Below are 15,535 nucleotides of genomic sequence, written 5' to 3' on the forward strand. Positions count from 1 at the left end.
TCTTTCTCAATTCTATACATTGCTTTCATAACTTCGGTAGCACTGATGATATTGCTTACACAAGCCACTGAAGCACATTACATACATTTCGCCTCTAATCACACACCTTTCTTACTAATAATCGCATTTTTTATATTTTCTCCAGAGATAATAAAATTTCTCTCGACGCCCTCATTATAACGTGTATATTTATAAAATTAATATTTTTATATTTTCAGAAATATTAAAGTGGAATAATTTTATATGGATAATATTTTACAGTTAGCATGTAGCCATTGTTTTTATCGCTTAAAGCTGAATTAGTTAGTAAAAAAATACAATAATACATTGTTTTTCTAGGTTACTCATTATAAAGATACTTATATCCCCTTTATCAAAAAATTTCATTTTAAACATAAAAGATATTCTAATAAATAATTAATGTAGGTAAAAAGAAAAAATTCCAAAATAAAAAAAACCAAATTTTAGGATATATATTATTAATATTGAATTCATATACATTTTAAAAAGATACACTGAGTAAAAAACAAAAAAGCTGCCCCATATGGACAGCTCATTTACATAATTATCGTTATCAGGAATACACAAACAAATCACTTCAATATTATCTTAATTGTAGTTTGTTCGGCTCTTCTTCAGGGATATCTCTATGTTTGTAATGAATCGTTTTTACATCATTTCCTTTTATGCGAAAAGTAATTGTGTCCTCTCCATAAGGCGGATTGTGTGCACCCTCAAAAGTTTAAATTTTAAAATCCCTCATTAACTAGCTCTTTTATCGAGTTTAATTTTGAAGAAAGCTCGATAAACCATTCTTCATCCCCTGTTAATAATGCAAGATCTATAAGATAAAGGATTTGTTCCTTATTTATTACCTTTGATTCAGGGAGTTTGTTAACGTATTTACTAAAGAGTAAAATCGCTTCGTTTATTGTGTACTGGCCGTCACGTTTCACAATACTAACTGTAACTATATCCTCTACATCATCAAGTGATACAATATAACCAACTATTAATTCACCTTCATTTGATATTCCACGAACCCAATCTCCTACTTTTAAAACATGATTATTATTTGACATCATACCGTTTCACCTTCCTATAAATATTTTTTGTGACAATAAAAAATATATAAAAACAATTATACTGTAATATTTTTCATTACATTTAAGTGTTAAGAACTCACGGCTATATAATAATTAAGCCGCTTAACGCTCTTGATTGATAAGGTCAACAACTTCTTTCATTGTATAATTCTTTAAGTATTCACCTAGATGCTCTTCAGCACCTAAGAAAATAGCGAAAAGAACTTTTCGCATGTTCGAACCTACAACACACTGATTGTTTGATTCTGGACACTTCGGCTGCAAAGCACCTTCAGAGGTTATCTGATAAATATGCCAAAGATTAATTTCATCTAAATCGCGAGCGAAAATAAAACCGCCACCAGTCCCCTCTTTCGATTGTATAAACTTATGTTTTTTTAACAAACTTAGTACTTTGCGAATGCGTACTGGATGTACACCTGCACTTTCTGAAATAGCATTACTTGTTGACATCCGATCTGGCTGTAAAGCTAAATAAGTTAAACTGTGTATGGCCAAGGTAAAGTCGCTGTTCATGATTTTCCTCCTACGATCAAAAATATTGTTTCTCATATATTAACTGTAGCCATAAATATTACAGATAGGTTAGAACGTTAAAACATATAGAATACTTCTTGCCATAAAAAATTAATTCTCTTATATTCTATCCGGTCCCACCTATATCTGATAACTTCATTTAGCTTTTTAAGTTGAAAATAAAATTAAACACTCCACTGTTTCTTCACTTGTTCTTCTGCCAGTTGTTTAATTTTTGTCCAAATCGTATCTTTACTCACAATAACATTTGTTTGATAATTTCTATCATTATAATTAACTGTAACACATACTTCAATCATCTTCTGCTTCCTCCTTTCAAAAAACTTTTTCTAAAAATACTACTTATTAATTGGCCAATTTTTGCAATTCAATGTTCAAAAACGTTCGAACGCTACGTGGTAAAAATTTACGAATTTCTTCCTCATTAAAACCAATCTGCAATCTTTTCTCGTCCAGCATAATTGGGCGTCGTAACATTAGTGGATGCTCAATTATTAATGTATAAAATTCATTTAGCGAGAGCTCATCAATATTTATATTTAAGTCCTGAAAAGTTTTGGATCTAGTTGAAATAATTTCAGTAGCCCCCTCTTCAGTTAAACGAAGAATCGATTTAAGCTCATCAACTGTCATAGAATTTGATACGATGTTTTTTTCAATATAATCAATTTGATGCTCTTCAAGCCATGCTTTCGCTTTTCGGCATGAGGCACAGCTTGCTGTTGTATATAGAATTACCATATTTAACTCACTCCTTTAATGTTATGAAACGTACATTTTAAACATCGGTTATTGAAATGTATTAAAAAAAATTACAGTTTAGAATCAAATACAAGCAATATTATTTATTCGAGAATATTTAATTTATCTACATTTTACAGACGATAACAACTCACTTCTAAAAACTATACTGTAATTTTAAACTTTACAGTTCTATAAATCAAATGTTAAGTCTTGGATTCATTCTATTAACGTATAATAGGAGCAGTTGAGACAATACTTGCCTCAACCGATTTTTATATCTCTTTATAATTTTTTGCAGTAATGACTGTTTCAAACTCAAAGGTTTCGGGTAGATGATCTGCATAAGAATATTCAAAAGTTCGTCCATCCGTTAAATAAGCTACTTGTTCAACTCGCATTAGGAAATCCTGATTTGTTAAGTTCATAAACTGCTTTTCCCTATCATCTGGGCGAATTCCTTTAACCCTGACAACAGATGTCCCTACTTCAAGACCAAGTTTATTTTGAATATGTGAGTATATCGACTCCTCTAAAACAGAAGCCCCAACACCTGGGATAACCGAAATTGGCATCCATGTATGCTCCATAATCGTCGGAATGCTGTGAATGATGCGGAGGCGAATGATTTTATAGACGAAATCACCGATTGAAACTCCCAATTTCTCAGCAACTACTTCATCAGCCCCAACAATCGCAAACTCGATAATTTTACTTTCTACCTCACTGCCGTATACAGCTTTCGTACCCGTTAAAGTTTGAATCATTCGTGCCTTTTCCTGTTGACGCCAATCTTGCACCACTGTTCCACTTCCGCGCCGGCGGATGATGTAGCCATCTCTAACTAATAGATCCAGCGCTTTCTTAATAGTAAGGGCTGAAACACCAAATTCTTCAGCAAGGACGGGGCTACTCGGAATTTTTTCGTTGATTTTATATTCACCATCTAAAATTTGCTGTTTAATCTTTTGATAAATGCCGAGGTATTTTACTTGTGTTGATCCGCTTGCCATTTTCATACCTCCTTTATACTGCAAACTCTCTTCTATTCATTCAAATGTAAAGCCTCAAGTTTGTAAACTGAAGGTGATGGGGCAGCAAATCCATTTTCTAAGATTTCAATATTCGTTACCGCTTCTTCGTCTTTCACAAGTTTTGGTGCACCATTTATAATTGTTTCATACGCGGCATCATAGAAACGACCGTAATCACCAAGTGGCGTTTTAATTTGTTTTTCAATCCAGTCACCATTTGCATTACGATACTTAGCAACTCCATAGTACATCGGTGAATCTTCACCAAACCCTGCACTCTCAGGCATAATCCCCGCTTTCAAATCATTTTCCTGCTGATCTTCACCATATTTAATAAATGATCCATTTGTTCCATGGACGATAAAGCGTGGATAATCTTTTGCTACGACATGGTTCGTTTTCAGCTTAATCTTCAACTGATTTCCGTAATGTAAACCAACATCGAAATAGTTATCAACCGCACCTTCCATTTCATTATTACGAATATCGTATGTAACCGTATCTGGACGGCCGAATAGTGAAATCATACGGTCCATCGTATGAATACCTAAACTGTAAAATGAACCTTCTTCTTTTGGAGCTTCATGAGTGATTGAACCAGGACGGAAATAATCAATATGTGATTCAATCTCAATAATATCACCAAGGAATCCTTGTTCAATTACTTGCTTCACAGCTAAAAAATCACCATCAAAACGGCGGTTTTGATAAGGCATAACTACTACACCTTTTTCTCGTCCTAAAGCTAATAATTCTTTCGCATGTTCCACTGTATCGCAAAATGGTTTTTCAACGATAACTGATTTTCCAGCAAGTATAACTTTTTTCGCTAATTCGTAATGCGTATGTGCTGGCGTACAGACCGTCACCACTTGAATTTCCTTGTCATTCAACAATTCGTCCAAATCAGTAGTGAAGTAAACACCTTTTCCCTTATATGGGGCCGCTAATTTTTCATTTATTTGACGTACAAAAATCGTTTTTATTTTTATATTATTACGCGTGTTTACATAAGGTAAGTGATAGCGGTTAGCTGACTTTCCAAATCCAATAAAGCCCATTGTTAATGTCATATTTTTCAACTTCCTTGCTCATAAATTTTCGTTTCTATATTTATTATATAATTTAATTATTAAAAGTATATAGTTTTAAATTTATAATTATATATTAAATAAAAAATCCACGATAAAATTCGTTCTCACTATAAGTTATGGACCTATAAAGTGAAACTTTAATCAGTGGGGCGATTTATTCTCTACTGATTATTTACCCGTAAATACCGAGATGAAAAGGAGCGTAATGAACATGGCATATACTACTATATCTATGGAAATTTTCGGATCAACTGAACAAGTATGGCAATTAATCGGAGGTTTCAACTCCCTTCCAGACTGGTTACCTTATATACCTAGCAGTAAATTAACTGAAGGCGGTCGTGTACGTCATCTAGCTAATCCAGATGGTGAAACAATTATAGAACGCTTAGAAGTATTCAATGATAAGGAACGCTACTACACGTATTCAATCATGAATGCACCGTTCCCGGTCACTAATTATTTATCTACAATCCAAGTTAAAGAAGGTACTGAAAGTAACACATCGTTAGTAGAGTGGTCTGGTACGTTCACTCCTGTTGCAGTTAGTGATGAAGAGGCAATAAATCTGGTTCATGGTATATACAGCGATGGACTGAAAGCATTGCAGCAAGCATTTCTAGATTGATTCATGTAATTGATTGAGACGAAAAAGTTAATTAACAGTCAAACATTCGACTTTGTGGTTAAGTTCATTATGAAAGATAAACAAATACAAATTTCATGCCTGCTTGTTAATGACAAGAAATAAAAAATACTACCTCCAAATGGAAGGTAGTATTTTTTTATTAATCAGGAAAAACAATTAATCCCTCTTCTTTTTCTTGCTGTTTTAAATCTTCTTCTGGGAATGTTACAGTTGAATTTTTATCCCCTGTTTTTTTTGTTTCTTCACCTGGAAATACGAAAGTTGAATTTTCTTTTCCTTCATTTTTTTCTACGTTATCTGGAAATACCATAGAATCATTGGTAGTTAAATCACTATGAAAACCAAGGTTAGACAAAATCGCTTTTAAATCTGGTAAAACCCCTATTTTATCAGATGATGGGTCATTAGATTTTGTGCCTGTATTAGGATTACTTAAAATTGCTCTCAATTCTTTTGGTGTATATGCCTTACCTAAATGTTCTTTAGCAATCCCTTGAATTGATACAGCAGCCCCAGCGATTATAGGCGAAGCGCTAGAAGTACCACGGAAATTAGAAGTATAACGATTCATTATACTCTGATCTGTAACTTTTTGTCCTTTACTATTTTGATTTTGATATGTATCTAATGTATCAACATACTCTCCCCAACCATATACATCAATTCTACTACCATAGTTAGAGAAACCTAAACGTTTATGAGGAACTCTTGCAGTAGATGCTCCAACTATAATAGCTCCTGAATCTTTAAAGTCTGGACTATTTCGATTTAAAATCTGTTTACCATTACGGTCTTTAAATTTATCTAAATCAATCCCACCATTACCAGCTGCTTCTACAATAATAATACCTTTATCTGTACCTTTACGAATTGCGTTAAATATACTCGGGTATACTTCTACTGGTAAAGGGTCATCTCCATATCCATCATATTTAAAGGATTCTTCTATTAATAAAACATCTCCAGCCTGTAAAGAATCTACGGCACTTAAAATAGCATCTCTTACATCGATTCTCCCATTATCTCGGATCACTGAAATTACTTTTGCCTTTGCTTTTGGTGCAATCCCAATGTTCCCAATCCTATTGTCAGCTGCAGAAACAACACCTAGAACTGAAGTACCGTGAGAAAGATCATTACTCATTTTTCCAGACATAAATTCAATATTTTGACCGACTAAATCTTCATGATTTAATAACCAGCCTTCTTCCAAATCTACAAAGGTTGCTCCTTGACCATCTCCTCCTTTAATTCCCCAAGCATAAGGAGCATTAATTCCTAAAGGTGCCTCTTCAAGATATCCCTGTCTCGAAAATCTAGGTTCATCATAAGGATTGATTGATAATACAGGCAATCTCGAGCTAGTTGTTGTGTTTATACTCTTATTAGAACGAAATTGTATTTTACTAGAATCGTTATTGGCAGCATGTACTGTATTTGTTACAAATGTCGTACCTACCCCAGCAAAAGTTGTAATTGCAAGTGATGATATCAACATACCTTTAAAATTTTTCATCTTTCCACCTCTAGTTTTCTATTAGAATTAACATATTTAATAATGTGTATGAACCGAAAAGCTTTTTATCTTATTATAAAAATTAATAGATTTTTATAACTTTTTGATTTACATAAAAACTCCTTTCATTCTTGTAATTCAATGTGTATATTTCAAAATAACAAACTAACTGTAACTATTATAGTTACACCTTTATTGATTTTCAACTACGAAATATAAATTTTTAAAAATAAATTTATATTACTTTAAAACAGAGCTAACCTTTTACGCATATAAAAAAACAAAATATCTGTGCAAATTACAGCGGTGAATAAGTTTATAGACTGCAAAAAAACAAGAAAAAGCAAAACACTAAGTGCTTTGCTCCTTATAAAATTCCTTTTAACTTTTCACCAATTAACCTCGCTACATACTCATAGCCTTCTGGTCCAAAGTGTAATCCATCTTTTTCACCATTTTCTACAAATCTTTTATAATCCCGTTCTTGAATCATTTCAGCGAATACGTTTAGAAAATAACTTCCTGTTTCCCTCGCCACTTTCTCCACCACGTCTGCATACTGACCAAGCACTCTATTTGTTCTATTACGCTGTCTTTCTTCATCAACTGGTGCAGGACTAATCAGTAGTACTTTATCTGATGAAATATGGTTCACAATCTTCTCTAAGTTTTCTTTATATGCTTGTAATGACACTTGAGAAAAAGAAACCGCATCATTCGTACCAAGAAAAACTGTTACGAAATCTGGTTTATATGATATTACATCTTCTTCAATCCTATTTAACGCATCGAATGTATTATCCCCTGGAACACCTGCATTCACTACTTTCCACTTCGGAAACATCTCTTGCAAACGTGGTGTTAATCTCGGCATTCCATCAAAAAATGTTTCATCAGCTGTAATACTATCTCCAAAGCATACTAACGTTTTCATTAAGCTACTCTCCTTTTACGTATGAAACAACTTTCCTTCTATTGCTTTTATATATCTTTCAGCAGAACGTTCAACTGCCTCATTTGCATTTTCTTTTACTACTCGATGAAAAGCATTGTATAAACGATTAAACTGTAACGGCTTCACTCGGTTCACCATTTCTTCCACTTTTCTCGCTGGTAATGGAATTAAGTTTGGATAGCTATACATAAAACTTACCCACCGCTCATCCGCTACAACTTGAATAATATCACCTGTTAACAAAATCCCTTTTCCATCATTACCTTCTTCCCAATGCAATACAGAACCACCACTAAAATGTCCTCCAAGACGATGTACAGTAATCCCATCCGCTAATTGTAAAGACTCACCAGACCAATAAATAATACGACTACTTGGGCGCATCACCCATTCTTTATCATCTTCGTGTATATAAATTGGTACATCAAATGTCTCTGCCCATTCTACTTGCGTTGAATAATAATGAGGATGAGACAATGCAATCGCATCTAATCCACCAAGCTCTTTTATTTTCGCAATTGTCGTTTCATCTAAATACGTAATACAGTCCCATAGTAAACGATATGACTCTGTTTTCACTATAAATGCCGTTTGACCGATCGCAAATCCTGGTTTTGTCGTAATACTATAAAGTCCATTTTCCTCTTCGATTATTACATTTTTATATGTATCATCTGTTTGCAAATTTTCTAAAGTCGTCCAAGACTGCCCTTTCGGATTCACATATTGCCTCTCTTCATCACAAATATGACAACTCACCGGTTCCTCTACACTCGCTGCATACTGCACACCGCACGTTGTACAAACGTAATTTTTCATCATAATTCCCCCTATCCCTATATTTTTATTAAACTGATTTTTGTTGATAATAATCTACTTTTTTATTTTCAATTAATAAACTTATAAAAGTAAGTAAATAAACAACTGTAACTGACAATGGAATTACAGTAAATCCTTTTTCGCTTCTGCAACATTCATCTCACTATCTCCCCAAAAATATTTGTGCTATAAAGTCACCTCAACCTCACCCATCCAATAACGCCAAGCTGCTAAATAATCTTCTAAATCTTTCGGGTGGTGCCGTAAACACGTATCTATACGCAAATATAATCCTATGACTATTTCTTCATATAAATCACGGTCTTTTTTATGAAATACACATTGTTTCATCGCATAATCGATTGTTTCTTTTGTTAAATCTTCCGGGGTTGAACAGAACGCATAAATTAAATCATATATAGGATCTCCTAACACTGGTAAAGGATCAATTACACCGTGCAGTTTATTCTCTTGAAATATAAAATTATGAAATCCAAGATCACCATGCAATAAAAATGGCTGATTTATTCCAGTCCCCCTACTTGGACTATTTGCTAACTTAAAAACCGTTCTATACTCTTCCTCACTTATGTAACGTCTTACATTTTCATGAGCTTCCATCACATTTGTCGTTAAAAATTCATTCCAAGATTGAACTGGGCTTTCTTTCCATCCCCAGCCATCAACCTCTGTAGCTACTTCATACTTATTGATAACTTCCTTTACAAGTTTACTAAGAACACTCCGTTTATGGCCTAGTTTGCAAGAAGTTGTGCCCTCAAGGAATGAGTAAACAATATAGCGATTTAAAGGTTCCTTATATAAAAGCTTTGGAAATAATTCGTCCTTTTTATAAAACTGAAGAAAATAAGCTTCTTCACGTATGACATCCGATTCATTCAACTTTATAACGTATTGTTCATCTAACAAATATATAGTACTTGTCGTTCCCCCGTTTAATGCTTTTACGCTATTTGGATAATGTGAAATAACTTTTTCCTTAACTAGTTGTGCAGTGATTATTGAAATGTCCATTCTCTCACCCTTCAACTCCGAATATTTCCTTAATTCAAAAGACAACTTTACTATTATTTGACAAACATAAGGGAATTCCTCCTAAAAATCTTAATATAACAAAAGATAATTTTATTTCATTTCAACTGCTTCCTTCAATATTCCATCATAAAGTTCATTCCATTTATGGTAATGCGATGTGATTTCTTCACTCCAAATGATCTTCATTTAATCTAGTAATTTCTATTGAATTATCTCTTTCTTTTAACTTAAGAACCAAACTTTCTACACCAAACATTTCTGTAAACGTATGACTGCCTACAATTAAATTAATTCCTTTAAATTTCGCATGTTGCACTGTATATAATGTTTTTTCACCTGTTATGTACGTGTCACATCCTTTTTCTAATGCACGTTCAATCAAATTTGTATTGTTTCCTGCACCGGTTAAGATCGCAATCCGTTTTACTGGTTTATCGTGATTTCTCCAGCTCTTCACTTTCTCTTCCATTTTTTCTTCAAGTTTTCCAACTAAGTTTGAAAAAGGAATCGCTTCTTTATATTCTCCTATTCCCGGTAGTTCTTCTTCCTCATAGGTTGAATATTCCAGTATTGTATCTATCCCAATTTCGTTAAATAACGATGTACACGTGCCAAACTTTACAAAATCTAACGGCAAATGAATCCAAAAATGATTCATTTCATATTGCTTCAATTTCTCAATACAAGCCTCTTCCATACCAAATAAAAAACTCCACGGCGCATGATGTGTAACTATCATATCGACTCCATTTCGATACGCTTCTTCAATAGTTTCTAACGTTAAATTTGTTGTGTAACCGATTTTGTGAAATTCATCTTTACTTATATAAGTAAAACCATATTCATCATCGCCATATTTATGAAGATGCTCTCCAAATAGTGATGTTATATGTTCATTAAATTGCTTTATATTCATTTTTATTTCTCCTTTCATTTACTTTTATATTTCATAAATAAGGAAATACTAAATTACAACGTTACATACATATAGGAGGACAATATGAAACCTAAATTTTTAAAAGCTGTACATGATGCAATCGGAAATGTCGAACACATTCATATAGAGGAAAGCGGTGCTGACAGCTTACTTATTCATCATGATGATGCACAGCAGTTACAACAAGTTGCTAAGGCGTTAGAAAATAATAATTTCCGCTCCGCTTTAAGAACAACTGGAAATGCTTCGTACATTGAAGTATTGAACAGATAATGAAAGTCCGGATGTATTCCGGGCTTTCTTTTTATCCCGCTATTCACCGGGCAGTAAGACCCCCACTGATTAAAGTTTCACTTTATATTGAAACTTCAAACTCTTTCACATACACCGCTGTTCCAGCAATATCTATTTGTAACTTCTCGTTTTCTATCCCTTTCGTTACATAAACAGTTACACGACCATCTTTATTTATTTCCTGTCCTTGCTCAACGATTAAACTCAATTCATGTTCAAAACCTTTCTCTAAATACTCCGCATAATACGCTCCCATTACACCTGAAGCTGTTCCTGTCACTGGATCTTCAATCGTCCCAGCGTAAGCTGATGAAAAATGACGGCCGTGCATTTGTGCTAGTTCATCATAAGTTTCTAGACAAATTGGGTGAATAGAAGCATTAGGTATTTCTTTTAATACTGATGGAAATGCAGCATTATTAGGTTTCATTCTCTCACATGCATTAAGATTTTTAATCGGTACAATTACAGTCCAATTACCAGTACTTCCATATACAATCGGTAAACTTACATCTAAATCATTTATTTCTAAACCGATACTATGAGCTAATTCTTCTGTTGAACCTGTAAATTCTTTAAACTGAGGTGCTGCCTGTCTCATTTTAATAAAGGTTTCTCCATTTTCATTTACACCTATTTGTATCGGTAAAATCCCAGCCTTCGTTTCAATCGTAAGGTTACTTTTCTCTTCTAATAAACCTTTTTCGCGCAAGGCAAATATCGATCCTACTGTCCCATGACCACATAAATCCATTTCAAAACCAGGTGTAAAATAGCGCATTCTTATATCTCCTACTTCTGAGGAAAGAACAAAAGTTGTTTCGTTATATCCAACTTTTTCAGCAATAATTTGCATTTCCTCTTCCGTTAATCCATCTGCTTCTAATACAATACCTGCTGGATTTCCCTTATTTGGTTTATTCGTAAATGCGTCGTAATGAAATACGTTTATAGTCTTCATTTTCTTTTCCCCTTATTTGTCCATTTCTTTATTTTTATAATCAATAAGAAAATCGATCTAACCAACTTTCATAATCAGCTTTTTGAAATGGACGGATAATGAGTCTATCCGTCTCTACTTCTAACAACGATAGCTTCATTTAATTTCATCCCTCGAAATATTAATTGAATTTTCTTTATTATCTTACACAAAATACAAAATCTAGTAAATCATTATGTTTTTGATACATAAAAACCCAGTCATGCTTTATACATAACTGGGTTCTCCATCGTTTCATAATTTTCTATTTCACAAGAACTGCATCTCGTAATTCCCTCTTCAACACTTTCCCTAAAGCATTTTTCGGTAACTCTTCTAAGAATACCACTTCTGGAATTTTGTAACTTGCTAACTTCTCCTTACAATACTGAATAATACTTTCTTCTGTTAATGTTGTTTCGCCATCCTTCACAATGTAAGCTCTTGGAACCTCTCCCCAAAAGTCATCTGGAACTCCAACTACTGCAACTTCTAAAACACCATGTATTTCATGAATAACATCTTCTACCTGATCTGGATATACGTTGTCACCACCGCGTATAATAACGTCTTTATATCTTCCCATAATATGCAGGAATCCATCATCATCTATCATGCCAGCATCGCCCATGTTAAACCAGTTATCTTTTACTACCTTCTTTGTCGCCTTTTCATTATTCCAATATCCTTTAAACATGTATGGACTTTTCACATGAATCTCTCCAACTTCATTTGTTGTTAGTTCATGTCCTGTTTCCGGGTGAACAATTTTCACCTCTACATTTTTCAAGGTCTTTCCTACAGAAGACATCTTTTCTTTTCCCATCATTGGATGCCATGAGGTTACAACCCAACCTTCTGTACTACCATAGCCTTGCACCATATATATGCCTTTTTCCATATATTTTTGAATGAGTGTTTCTGGCACTTTTGTACCACCGCTTTGTGCTACTTTAAAGGTTGAAATGTTACGTTCTTTTTTATTTAGTTCATCAAGCATGTAACTATAAACGGCTGGGAAAGCAAGCATCGTAGTAATTTTCTCTTCTTCAATCTTATCCCAAATAAGAGCAGGATTCGAATCAGCTAAGAAGATCATCGTAACGCCATGATAAATACAATTTAAAATAGAAAGCACGCCACTCATATGAAACAATGGATGCACAGATAAAAAGCGTTCACCTGCTGGGATTTCTCTTTGTCCCGCAATTTCAGCAAAATAATGATGTAAGTTTTTATGTCCAATTACACATGCTTTTGCCTGTCCAGTCGTTCCTGATGTAAACAAGTAAATGGCATCGTCTTCTTCATGAACTTCTACGTTCGGTTCTGTCGTTGGCTGTTTTTGCAACTCTAATTCAAATGAACCAAAGCCTTCTTTTGTTGTTTGAATTACATAAGGAATTTCTTTAACAGCATCAACCTTTAATAACACTTCACTAAATTCTTCATCAATAACTAACACTTTTAATTTCGCTTCTTTTACAATCGTTTCTAATTCATAAACAGTCAGCTGATGATTTAGCGGAATAAATACCGCTCCAATTTTTAAACTTGCCATCATAACGCTTGGAAATGGGTGATTATTTTTGCATAGTATTCCTATACGATCTCCTCTTTGCACACCATTATGTAACAAATAATGTGCAAACTGATTTACTCGTTCATTATATTGCTGAAACGAATATCTTTTCTTCCCCCCTACAAGCGCTTCCAAATTTGGTGATTGCATTGCTCTTTTTTGTAGTAATTTTTGCATCGTTCTCAAGTAAAACTCCCCTTTATATATGTTAGGTTTTTTATTTTACCAGATTAACTATTAATTTACTAAAGATTACACTTAGTGAATATAAAAAGAATATAAAAAGAATATAAAATAGCCATTTACTTTACAAGTAAATGGCTATTTTTCATTATATATTAGAATACTTCTTGTTCATCACATATTGCACATACTCAGGTGCACTTTTATCAATCTCTTCATCACTTAGTTTATATTCTGCACCATATAAATAAAAGGAAGGTATAAATTCCATACCTGTGTATAAGCATGTAGCTTGGAATGGTTTCGTCAACTCATCCATTGTAATTCCACTATTTTCATAGTCTTTTTCTAATCCACCTATAGAAATAGCTACACCAAATTCTTTCCCCTTCACTTTATCACCTTTAGATCCGTACGCAAATCCATATGTTAATACATCATCGAACCATTTTTTTAATAATGGTGGTGAGCTGTACCAGTAAAGCGGAAATTGAAATATATATCTGTCATGTTCTACTAATAACTTTTGCTCTTCTTCAATATTAAACTCCCAATTCGGTGCCACTTTATACAATTCATGCACCGTAATTTCATCCGAATATTTCTCAAGTTCTTCAATCCATCTTTTATTAATTTTTGATTTTTCAATATCAGGATGTGCTACAATTACAAGTGTTTTCATCTTTTTTCATCCCCTTTATAAATTATTCAACCCTTTACGTATTAGTATGAATGAGTCACATATAATTGAAAAGTACGTACTTTAAAGTGCTATAGGAACCTTAAAGTACCTGTGGAGGTGTTATATGAATCAAAATGATAATTGCCCAATTGCAACAACACTCGATGTAATCGGTGGAAAATGGAAAGTTCATATTTTATGTATTTTGTCGGATGGAAAAATGCGAACAAATGAAATTAAACGAGAAATCCCAAACATTACACAAAAGGTTCTTACACAACAACTTCGGCAACTTGAAGCTGATGGGATTATCTATCGTACCGTATATCAAGAAGTTCCACCAAAGGTTGAGTACACACTAAGTGAATATGGAAAATCTTTAATGCAAATAATGGATAATCTGTTTGAATGGGGAAAAGATCATCAGATTAAAAGATTACATGACTAAAAAAGCACTATATACTTTGTTTAATCCTCTACGTTCATATTTTTTATTTCTATAAAGTTTATTTTCATCATTTTTTAGCTAACTTGTTTTCTTAGATTGATGGACGTGACCCCACATCCATCAATCTAAAAAGATACAATTAGAAAAATGAGATTTCTATAAAGTTTCGCATATAAACACTACTTCCGCCTCATTAAACGCTCGCTCTACTTTTTCTAATCTCAATTGTACGTAAGCTATAAAGAAGCACCCCTAAACCGAGAATTTTTTCATTATTAGACACATTAGAACCTAAGGTAATAGTAGGTACATTTAAACCCATAAACCTTTCACTCCATTCTATAGGCATATAAAAAGATACTCCTTAAAAATAAAAAACGCTATTCTCTCTGTAAAATCATAGAAAAGAATAGCGCTTTTTATTTTGAAATAGAAATCATCATTTAAACTAAACATGCTAATATTGATTTTGTGCGATTGTCAGTTACCTCATAATAAATTTCTAATCCTTTCCGAGTACCTGTAACCATTTTAGCAGCTTTTAGTTTAGATAAATGTTGACTAATTGTACTTTGAGGCATTTGTAAATCCCCATACATTGTTGTTACATTAGTAGGACCTTTTGCAAGCATTATTTTTACTAAAGATAGACGAACTGGATGCGCCAATACCTTTAACACCTCAGCGATTTCTTGAAACATTTCTTTTTTTTCTTTCATCTTATTTCTCCCCTTTTATATACATATTTATGTTATCCATATATATAATTCGGAGGTATATGCGTTTTTGTGTCCGTCATTTAAAAAAAATATAAAAAAACTTTAATCCGAAACTAAAGGATTAGCTTAACATAATGTCTCACCATTAATGATGAATAGGAATCTCATTATAGAAGCAGCAGTTTTTATACCACAACTCTACAT

19 protein-coding genes and 3 pseudogenes are annotated in these 15,535 nt (G+C 33.3%); 3 read left to right on the forward strand and 19 right to left on the reverse strand.

Translation table 11 applies throughout. The features are described from left to right. Positions 1 to 604: 604 nt before the first annotated feature. From ES895_RS19815 to ES895_RS19845, 7 genes and pseudogenes are all read right to left on the reverse strand, one after another. Positions 605 to 742 (reverse strand): annotated as a pseudogene (locus tag ES895_RS19815) (DUF3888 domain-containing protein); the annotation flags it as partial. 7 nt (positions 743 to 749) lie between these two features. Further along, the gene (locus ES895_RS19820) at positions 750 to 1,085 is read right to left on the reverse strand and encodes an IDEAL domain-containing protein (RefSeq protein WP_097999235.1); all 336 of its coding nucleotides are present in this window, start codon (positions 1,083 to 1,085) and stop codon (positions 750 to 752) included. A gap of 123 nt (positions 1,086 to 1,208) precedes the next feature. Then, positions 1,209 to 1,622: an Rrf2-family transcriptional regulator SaiR gene (saiR, locus tag ES895_RS19825; protein ID WP_001083465.1), complete on the reverse strand. Its 414-nt coding sequence runs from the start codon at positions 1,620 to 1,622 to the stop codon at positions 1,209 to 1,211. Between the two features lie 185 nt (positions 1,623 to 1,807). Further along, entirely contained in the window at positions 1,808 to 1,942 is a 135-nt protein-coding gene (locus ES895_RS19830; RefSeq protein ID WP_000573532.1) for a BA3454 family stress response protein, read from the reverse strand. A 46-nt stretch (positions 1,943 to 1,988) separates the two neighbouring features. Continuing rightward, positions 1,989 to 2,384 carry a transcriptional regulator SpxA gene (gene spxA, locus ES895_RS19835; RefSeq protein ID WP_000236189.1) on the reverse strand — a complete coding sequence of 132 codons (396 nt, stop codon included), beginning with the start codon at positions 2,382 to 2,384 and terminating at the stop codon, positions 1,989 to 1,991. A gap of 275 nt (positions 2,385 to 2,659) precedes the next feature. After that, positions 2,660 to 3,397: a GntR family transcriptional regulator gene (locus tag ES895_RS19840; RefSeq protein ID WP_086403312.1), complete on the reverse strand. Its 738-nt coding sequence runs from the start codon at positions 3,395 to 3,397 to the stop codon at positions 2,660 to 2,662. A gap of 32 nt (positions 3,398 to 3,429) precedes the next feature. Continuing rightward, positions 3,430 to 4,491, reverse strand: a complete 1,062-nt coding sequence (locus tag ES895_RS19845; RefSeq protein ID WP_135238582.1) for an oxidoreductase — start codon at positions 4,489 to 4,491, stop codon at positions 3,430 to 3,432. A 232-nt stretch (positions 4,492 to 4,723) separates the two neighbouring features. Between ES895_RS19845 and ES895_RS19850 the strand changes: the two genes are divergently transcribed. After that, positions 4,724 to 5,140, forward strand: a complete 417-nt coding sequence (locus ES895_RS19850; RefSeq protein WP_000332045.1) for an SRPBCC family protein — start codon at positions 4,724 to 4,726, stop codon at positions 5,138 to 5,140. 160 nt (positions 5,141 to 5,300) lie between these two features. Here ES895_RS19850 and ES895_RS19855 read toward each other — a convergent pair whose 3' ends face one another. The 6 genes and pseudogenes from ES895_RS19855 to ES895_RS19875 all read right to left on the reverse strand — a co-directional run bounded on the left by ES895_RS19855 (position 5,301) and on the right by ES895_RS19875 (position 10,423). Further along, positions 5,301 to 6,677, reverse strand: coding sequence for a S8 family peptidase (locus tag ES895_RS19855; RefSeq protein WP_135238583.1), 1,377 nt, complete (start codon positions 6,675 to 6,677; stop codon positions 5,301 to 5,303). Positions 6,678 to 7,044: 367 nt separating this feature from the next. Beyond that, a complete protein-coding gene (locus ES895_RS19860; protein WP_000855202.1) occupies positions 7,045 to 7,611 on the reverse strand; it encodes an SGNH/GDSL hydrolase family protein in 567 nt (188 codons plus the stop codon). 15 nt (positions 7,612 to 7,626) lie between these two features. Beyond that, complete coding sequence (locus ES895_RS19865; protein ID WP_003284929.1) at positions 7,627 to 8,454, reverse strand: MBL fold metallo-hydrolase; 828 nt, start codon at positions 8,452 to 8,454, stop codon at positions 7,627 to 7,629. Positions 8,455 to 8,479: 25 nt separating this feature from the next. Further along, positions 8,480 to 8,596: pseudogene (locus tag ES895_RS30245) on the reverse strand (DUF7010 family protein); the annotation flags it as partial. 41 nt (positions 8,597 to 8,637) lie between these two features. Continuing rightward, the gene (locus tag ES895_RS19870; protein ID WP_000355251.1) at positions 8,638 to 9,486 is read right to left on the reverse strand and encodes an aminoglycoside phosphotransferase family protein; all 849 of its coding nucleotides are present in this window, start codon (positions 9,484 to 9,486) and stop codon (positions 8,638 to 8,640) included. A gap of 187 nt (positions 9,487 to 9,673) precedes the next feature. After that, on the reverse strand, positions 9,674 to 10,423 hold the full coding sequence (locus ES895_RS19875; protein WP_135238584.1) for a Nif3-like dinuclear metal center hexameric protein: 750 nt from the start codon (positions 10,421 to 10,423) through the stop codon (positions 9,674 to 9,676). An 84-nt stretch (positions 10,424 to 10,507) separates the two neighbouring features. Here ES895_RS19875 and ES895_RS19880 point away from each other — a divergent pair, with 84 nt between their 5' ends. Beyond that, positions 10,508 to 10,717 (forward strand): hypothetical protein, encoded by a 210-nt coding sequence (locus ES895_RS19880; RefSeq protein ID WP_135238585.1) that lies wholly within the window; start codon positions 10,508 to 10,510, stop codon positions 10,715 to 10,717. Positions 10,718 to 10,799: 82 nt separating this feature from the next. On the opposite strand, the gene ES895_RS19885 is transcribed toward ES895_RS19880, so the two are convergent. From ES895_RS19885 to ES895_RS19895, 4 genes and pseudogenes are all read right to left on the reverse strand, one after another. After that, entirely contained in the window at positions 10,800 to 11,699 is a 900-nt protein-coding gene (locus ES895_RS19885; RefSeq protein WP_000849316.1) for a PhzF family phenazine biosynthesis isomerase, read from the reverse strand. 46 nt (positions 11,700 to 11,745) lie between these two features. Next, a pseudogene (locus ES895_RS29615) lies at positions 11,746 to 11,838 on the reverse strand (GNAT family N-acetyltransferase); the annotation flags it as partial. Positions 11,839 to 11,982: 144 nt separating this feature from the next. Continuing rightward, the gene (locus tag ES895_RS19890) at positions 11,983 to 13,476 is read right to left on the reverse strand and encodes a class I adenylate-forming enzyme family protein (RefSeq protein WP_205687983.1); all 1,494 of its coding nucleotides are present in this window, start codon (positions 13,474 to 13,476) and stop codon (positions 11,983 to 11,985) included. Positions 13,477 to 13,630: 154 nt separating this feature from the next. After that, positions 13,631 to 14,164, reverse strand: a complete 534-nt coding sequence (locus ES895_RS19895) for an NAD(P)H-dependent oxidoreductase (RefSeq protein WP_000855231.1) — start codon at positions 14,162 to 14,164, stop codon at positions 13,631 to 13,633. 124 nt (positions 14,165 to 14,288) lie between these two features. Here ES895_RS19895 and ES895_RS19900 point away from each other — a divergent pair, with 124 nt between their 5' ends. Next, on the forward strand, positions 14,289 to 14,612 hold the full coding sequence (locus tag ES895_RS19900; protein WP_001072981.1) for a winged helix-turn-helix transcriptional regulator: 324 nt from the start codon (positions 14,289 to 14,291) through the stop codon (positions 14,610 to 14,612). Positions 14,613 to 14,805: 193 nt separating this feature from the next. On the opposite strand, the gene ES895_RS29360 is transcribed toward ES895_RS19900, so the two are convergent. Both ES895_RS29360 and ES895_RS19905 read right to left on the reverse strand, forming a co-directional pair. Then, positions 14,806 to 14,961, reverse strand: a complete 156-nt coding sequence (locus tag ES895_RS29360) for a hypothetical protein (protein ID WP_002098201.1) — start codon at positions 14,959 to 14,961, stop codon at positions 14,806 to 14,808. 94 nt (positions 14,962 to 15,055) lie between these two features. Further along, positions 15,056 to 15,331, reverse strand: coding sequence for an ArsR/SmtB family transcription factor (locus tag ES895_RS19905; RefSeq protein ID WP_000660066.1), 276 nt, complete (start codon positions 15,329 to 15,331; stop codon positions 15,056 to 15,058). Between the last annotated feature and the right edge of the window lie 204 nt (positions 15,332 to 15,535).

This window comes from Bacillus sp. 007/AIA-02/001 (genome assembly GCF_004634455.1).
Lineage (GTDB): Bacteria > Bacillota > Bacilli > Bacillales > Bacillaceae_G > Bacillus_A > Bacillus_A cereus.

Bases quoted from the DNA above. Each gene is read 5' to 3' on its own strand.
- ES895_RS19820 (WP_097999235.1), bottom strand. From the start codon at position 1,085: ATGATGTCAAATAATAATCATGTTTTAAAAGTAGGAGATTGGGTTCGT.
- saiR (WP_001083465.1), bottom strand. From the start codon at position 1,622: ATGAACAGCGACTTTACCTTGGCCATACACAGTTTAACTTATTTAGCT.
- ES895_RS19830 (WP_000573532.1), bottom strand. From the start codon at position 1,942: ATGATTGAAGTATGTGTTACAGTTAATTATAATGATAGAAATTATCAA.
- spxA (WP_000236189.1), bottom strand. From the start codon at position 2,384: ATGGTAATTCTATATACAACAGCAAGCTGTGCCTCATGCCGAAAAGCG.
- ES895_RS19840 (WP_086403312.1), bottom strand. From the start codon at position 3,397: ATGGCAAGCGGATCAACACAAGTAAAATACCTCGGCATTTATCAAAAG.
- ES895_RS19845 (WP_135238582.1), bottom strand. From the start codon at position 4,491: ATGACATTAACAATGGGCTTTATTGGATTTGGAAAGTCAGCTAACCGC.
- ES895_RS19850 (WP_000332045.1), top strand. From the start codon at position 4,724: ATGGCATATACTACTATATCTATGGAAATTTTCGGATCAACTGAACAA.
- ES895_RS19855 (WP_135238583.1), bottom strand. From the start codon at position 6,677: ATGAAAAATTTTAAAGGTATGTTGATATCATCACTTGCAATTACAACT.
- ES895_RS19860 (WP_000855202.1), bottom strand. From the start codon at position 7,611: ATGAAAACGTTAGTATGCTTTGGAGATAGTATTACAGCTGATGAAACA.
- ES895_RS19865 (WP_003284929.1), bottom strand. From the start codon at position 8,454: ATGATGAAAAATTACGTTTGTACAACGTGCGGTGTGCAGTATGCAGCG.
- ES895_RS19870 (WP_000355251.1), bottom strand. From the start codon at position 9,486: ATGGACATTTCAATAATCACTGCACAACTAGTTAAGGAAAAAGTTATT.
- ES895_RS19875 (WP_135238584.1), bottom strand. From the start codon at position 10,423: ATGAATATAAAGCAATTTAATGAACATATAACATCACTATTTGGAGAG.
- ES895_RS19880 (WP_135238585.1), top strand. From the start codon at position 10,508: ATGAAACCTAAATTTTTAAAAGCTGTACATGATGCAATCGGAAATGTC.
- ES895_RS19885 (WP_000849316.1), bottom strand. From the start codon at position 11,699: ATGAAGACTATAAACGTATTTCATTACGACGCATTTACGAATAAACCA.
- ES895_RS19890 (WP_205687983.1), bottom strand. From the start codon at position 13,476: ATGCAAAAATTACTACAAAAAAGAGCAATGCAATCACCAAATTTGGAA.
- ES895_RS19895 (WP_000855231.1), bottom strand. From the start codon at position 14,164: ATGAAAACACTTGTAATTGTAGCACATCCTGATATTGAAAAATCAAAA.
- ES895_RS19900 (WP_001072981.1), top strand. From the start codon at position 14,289: ATGAATCAAAATGATAATTGCCCAATTGCAACAACACTCGATGTAATC.
- ES895_RS29360 (WP_002098201.1), bottom strand. From the start codon at position 14,961: ATGCCTATAGAATGGAGTGAAAGGTTTATGGGTTTAAATGTACCTACT.
- ES895_RS19905 (WP_000660066.1), bottom strand. From the start codon at position 15,331: ATGAAAGAAAAAAAAGAAATGTTTCAAGAAATCGCTGAGGTGTTAAAG.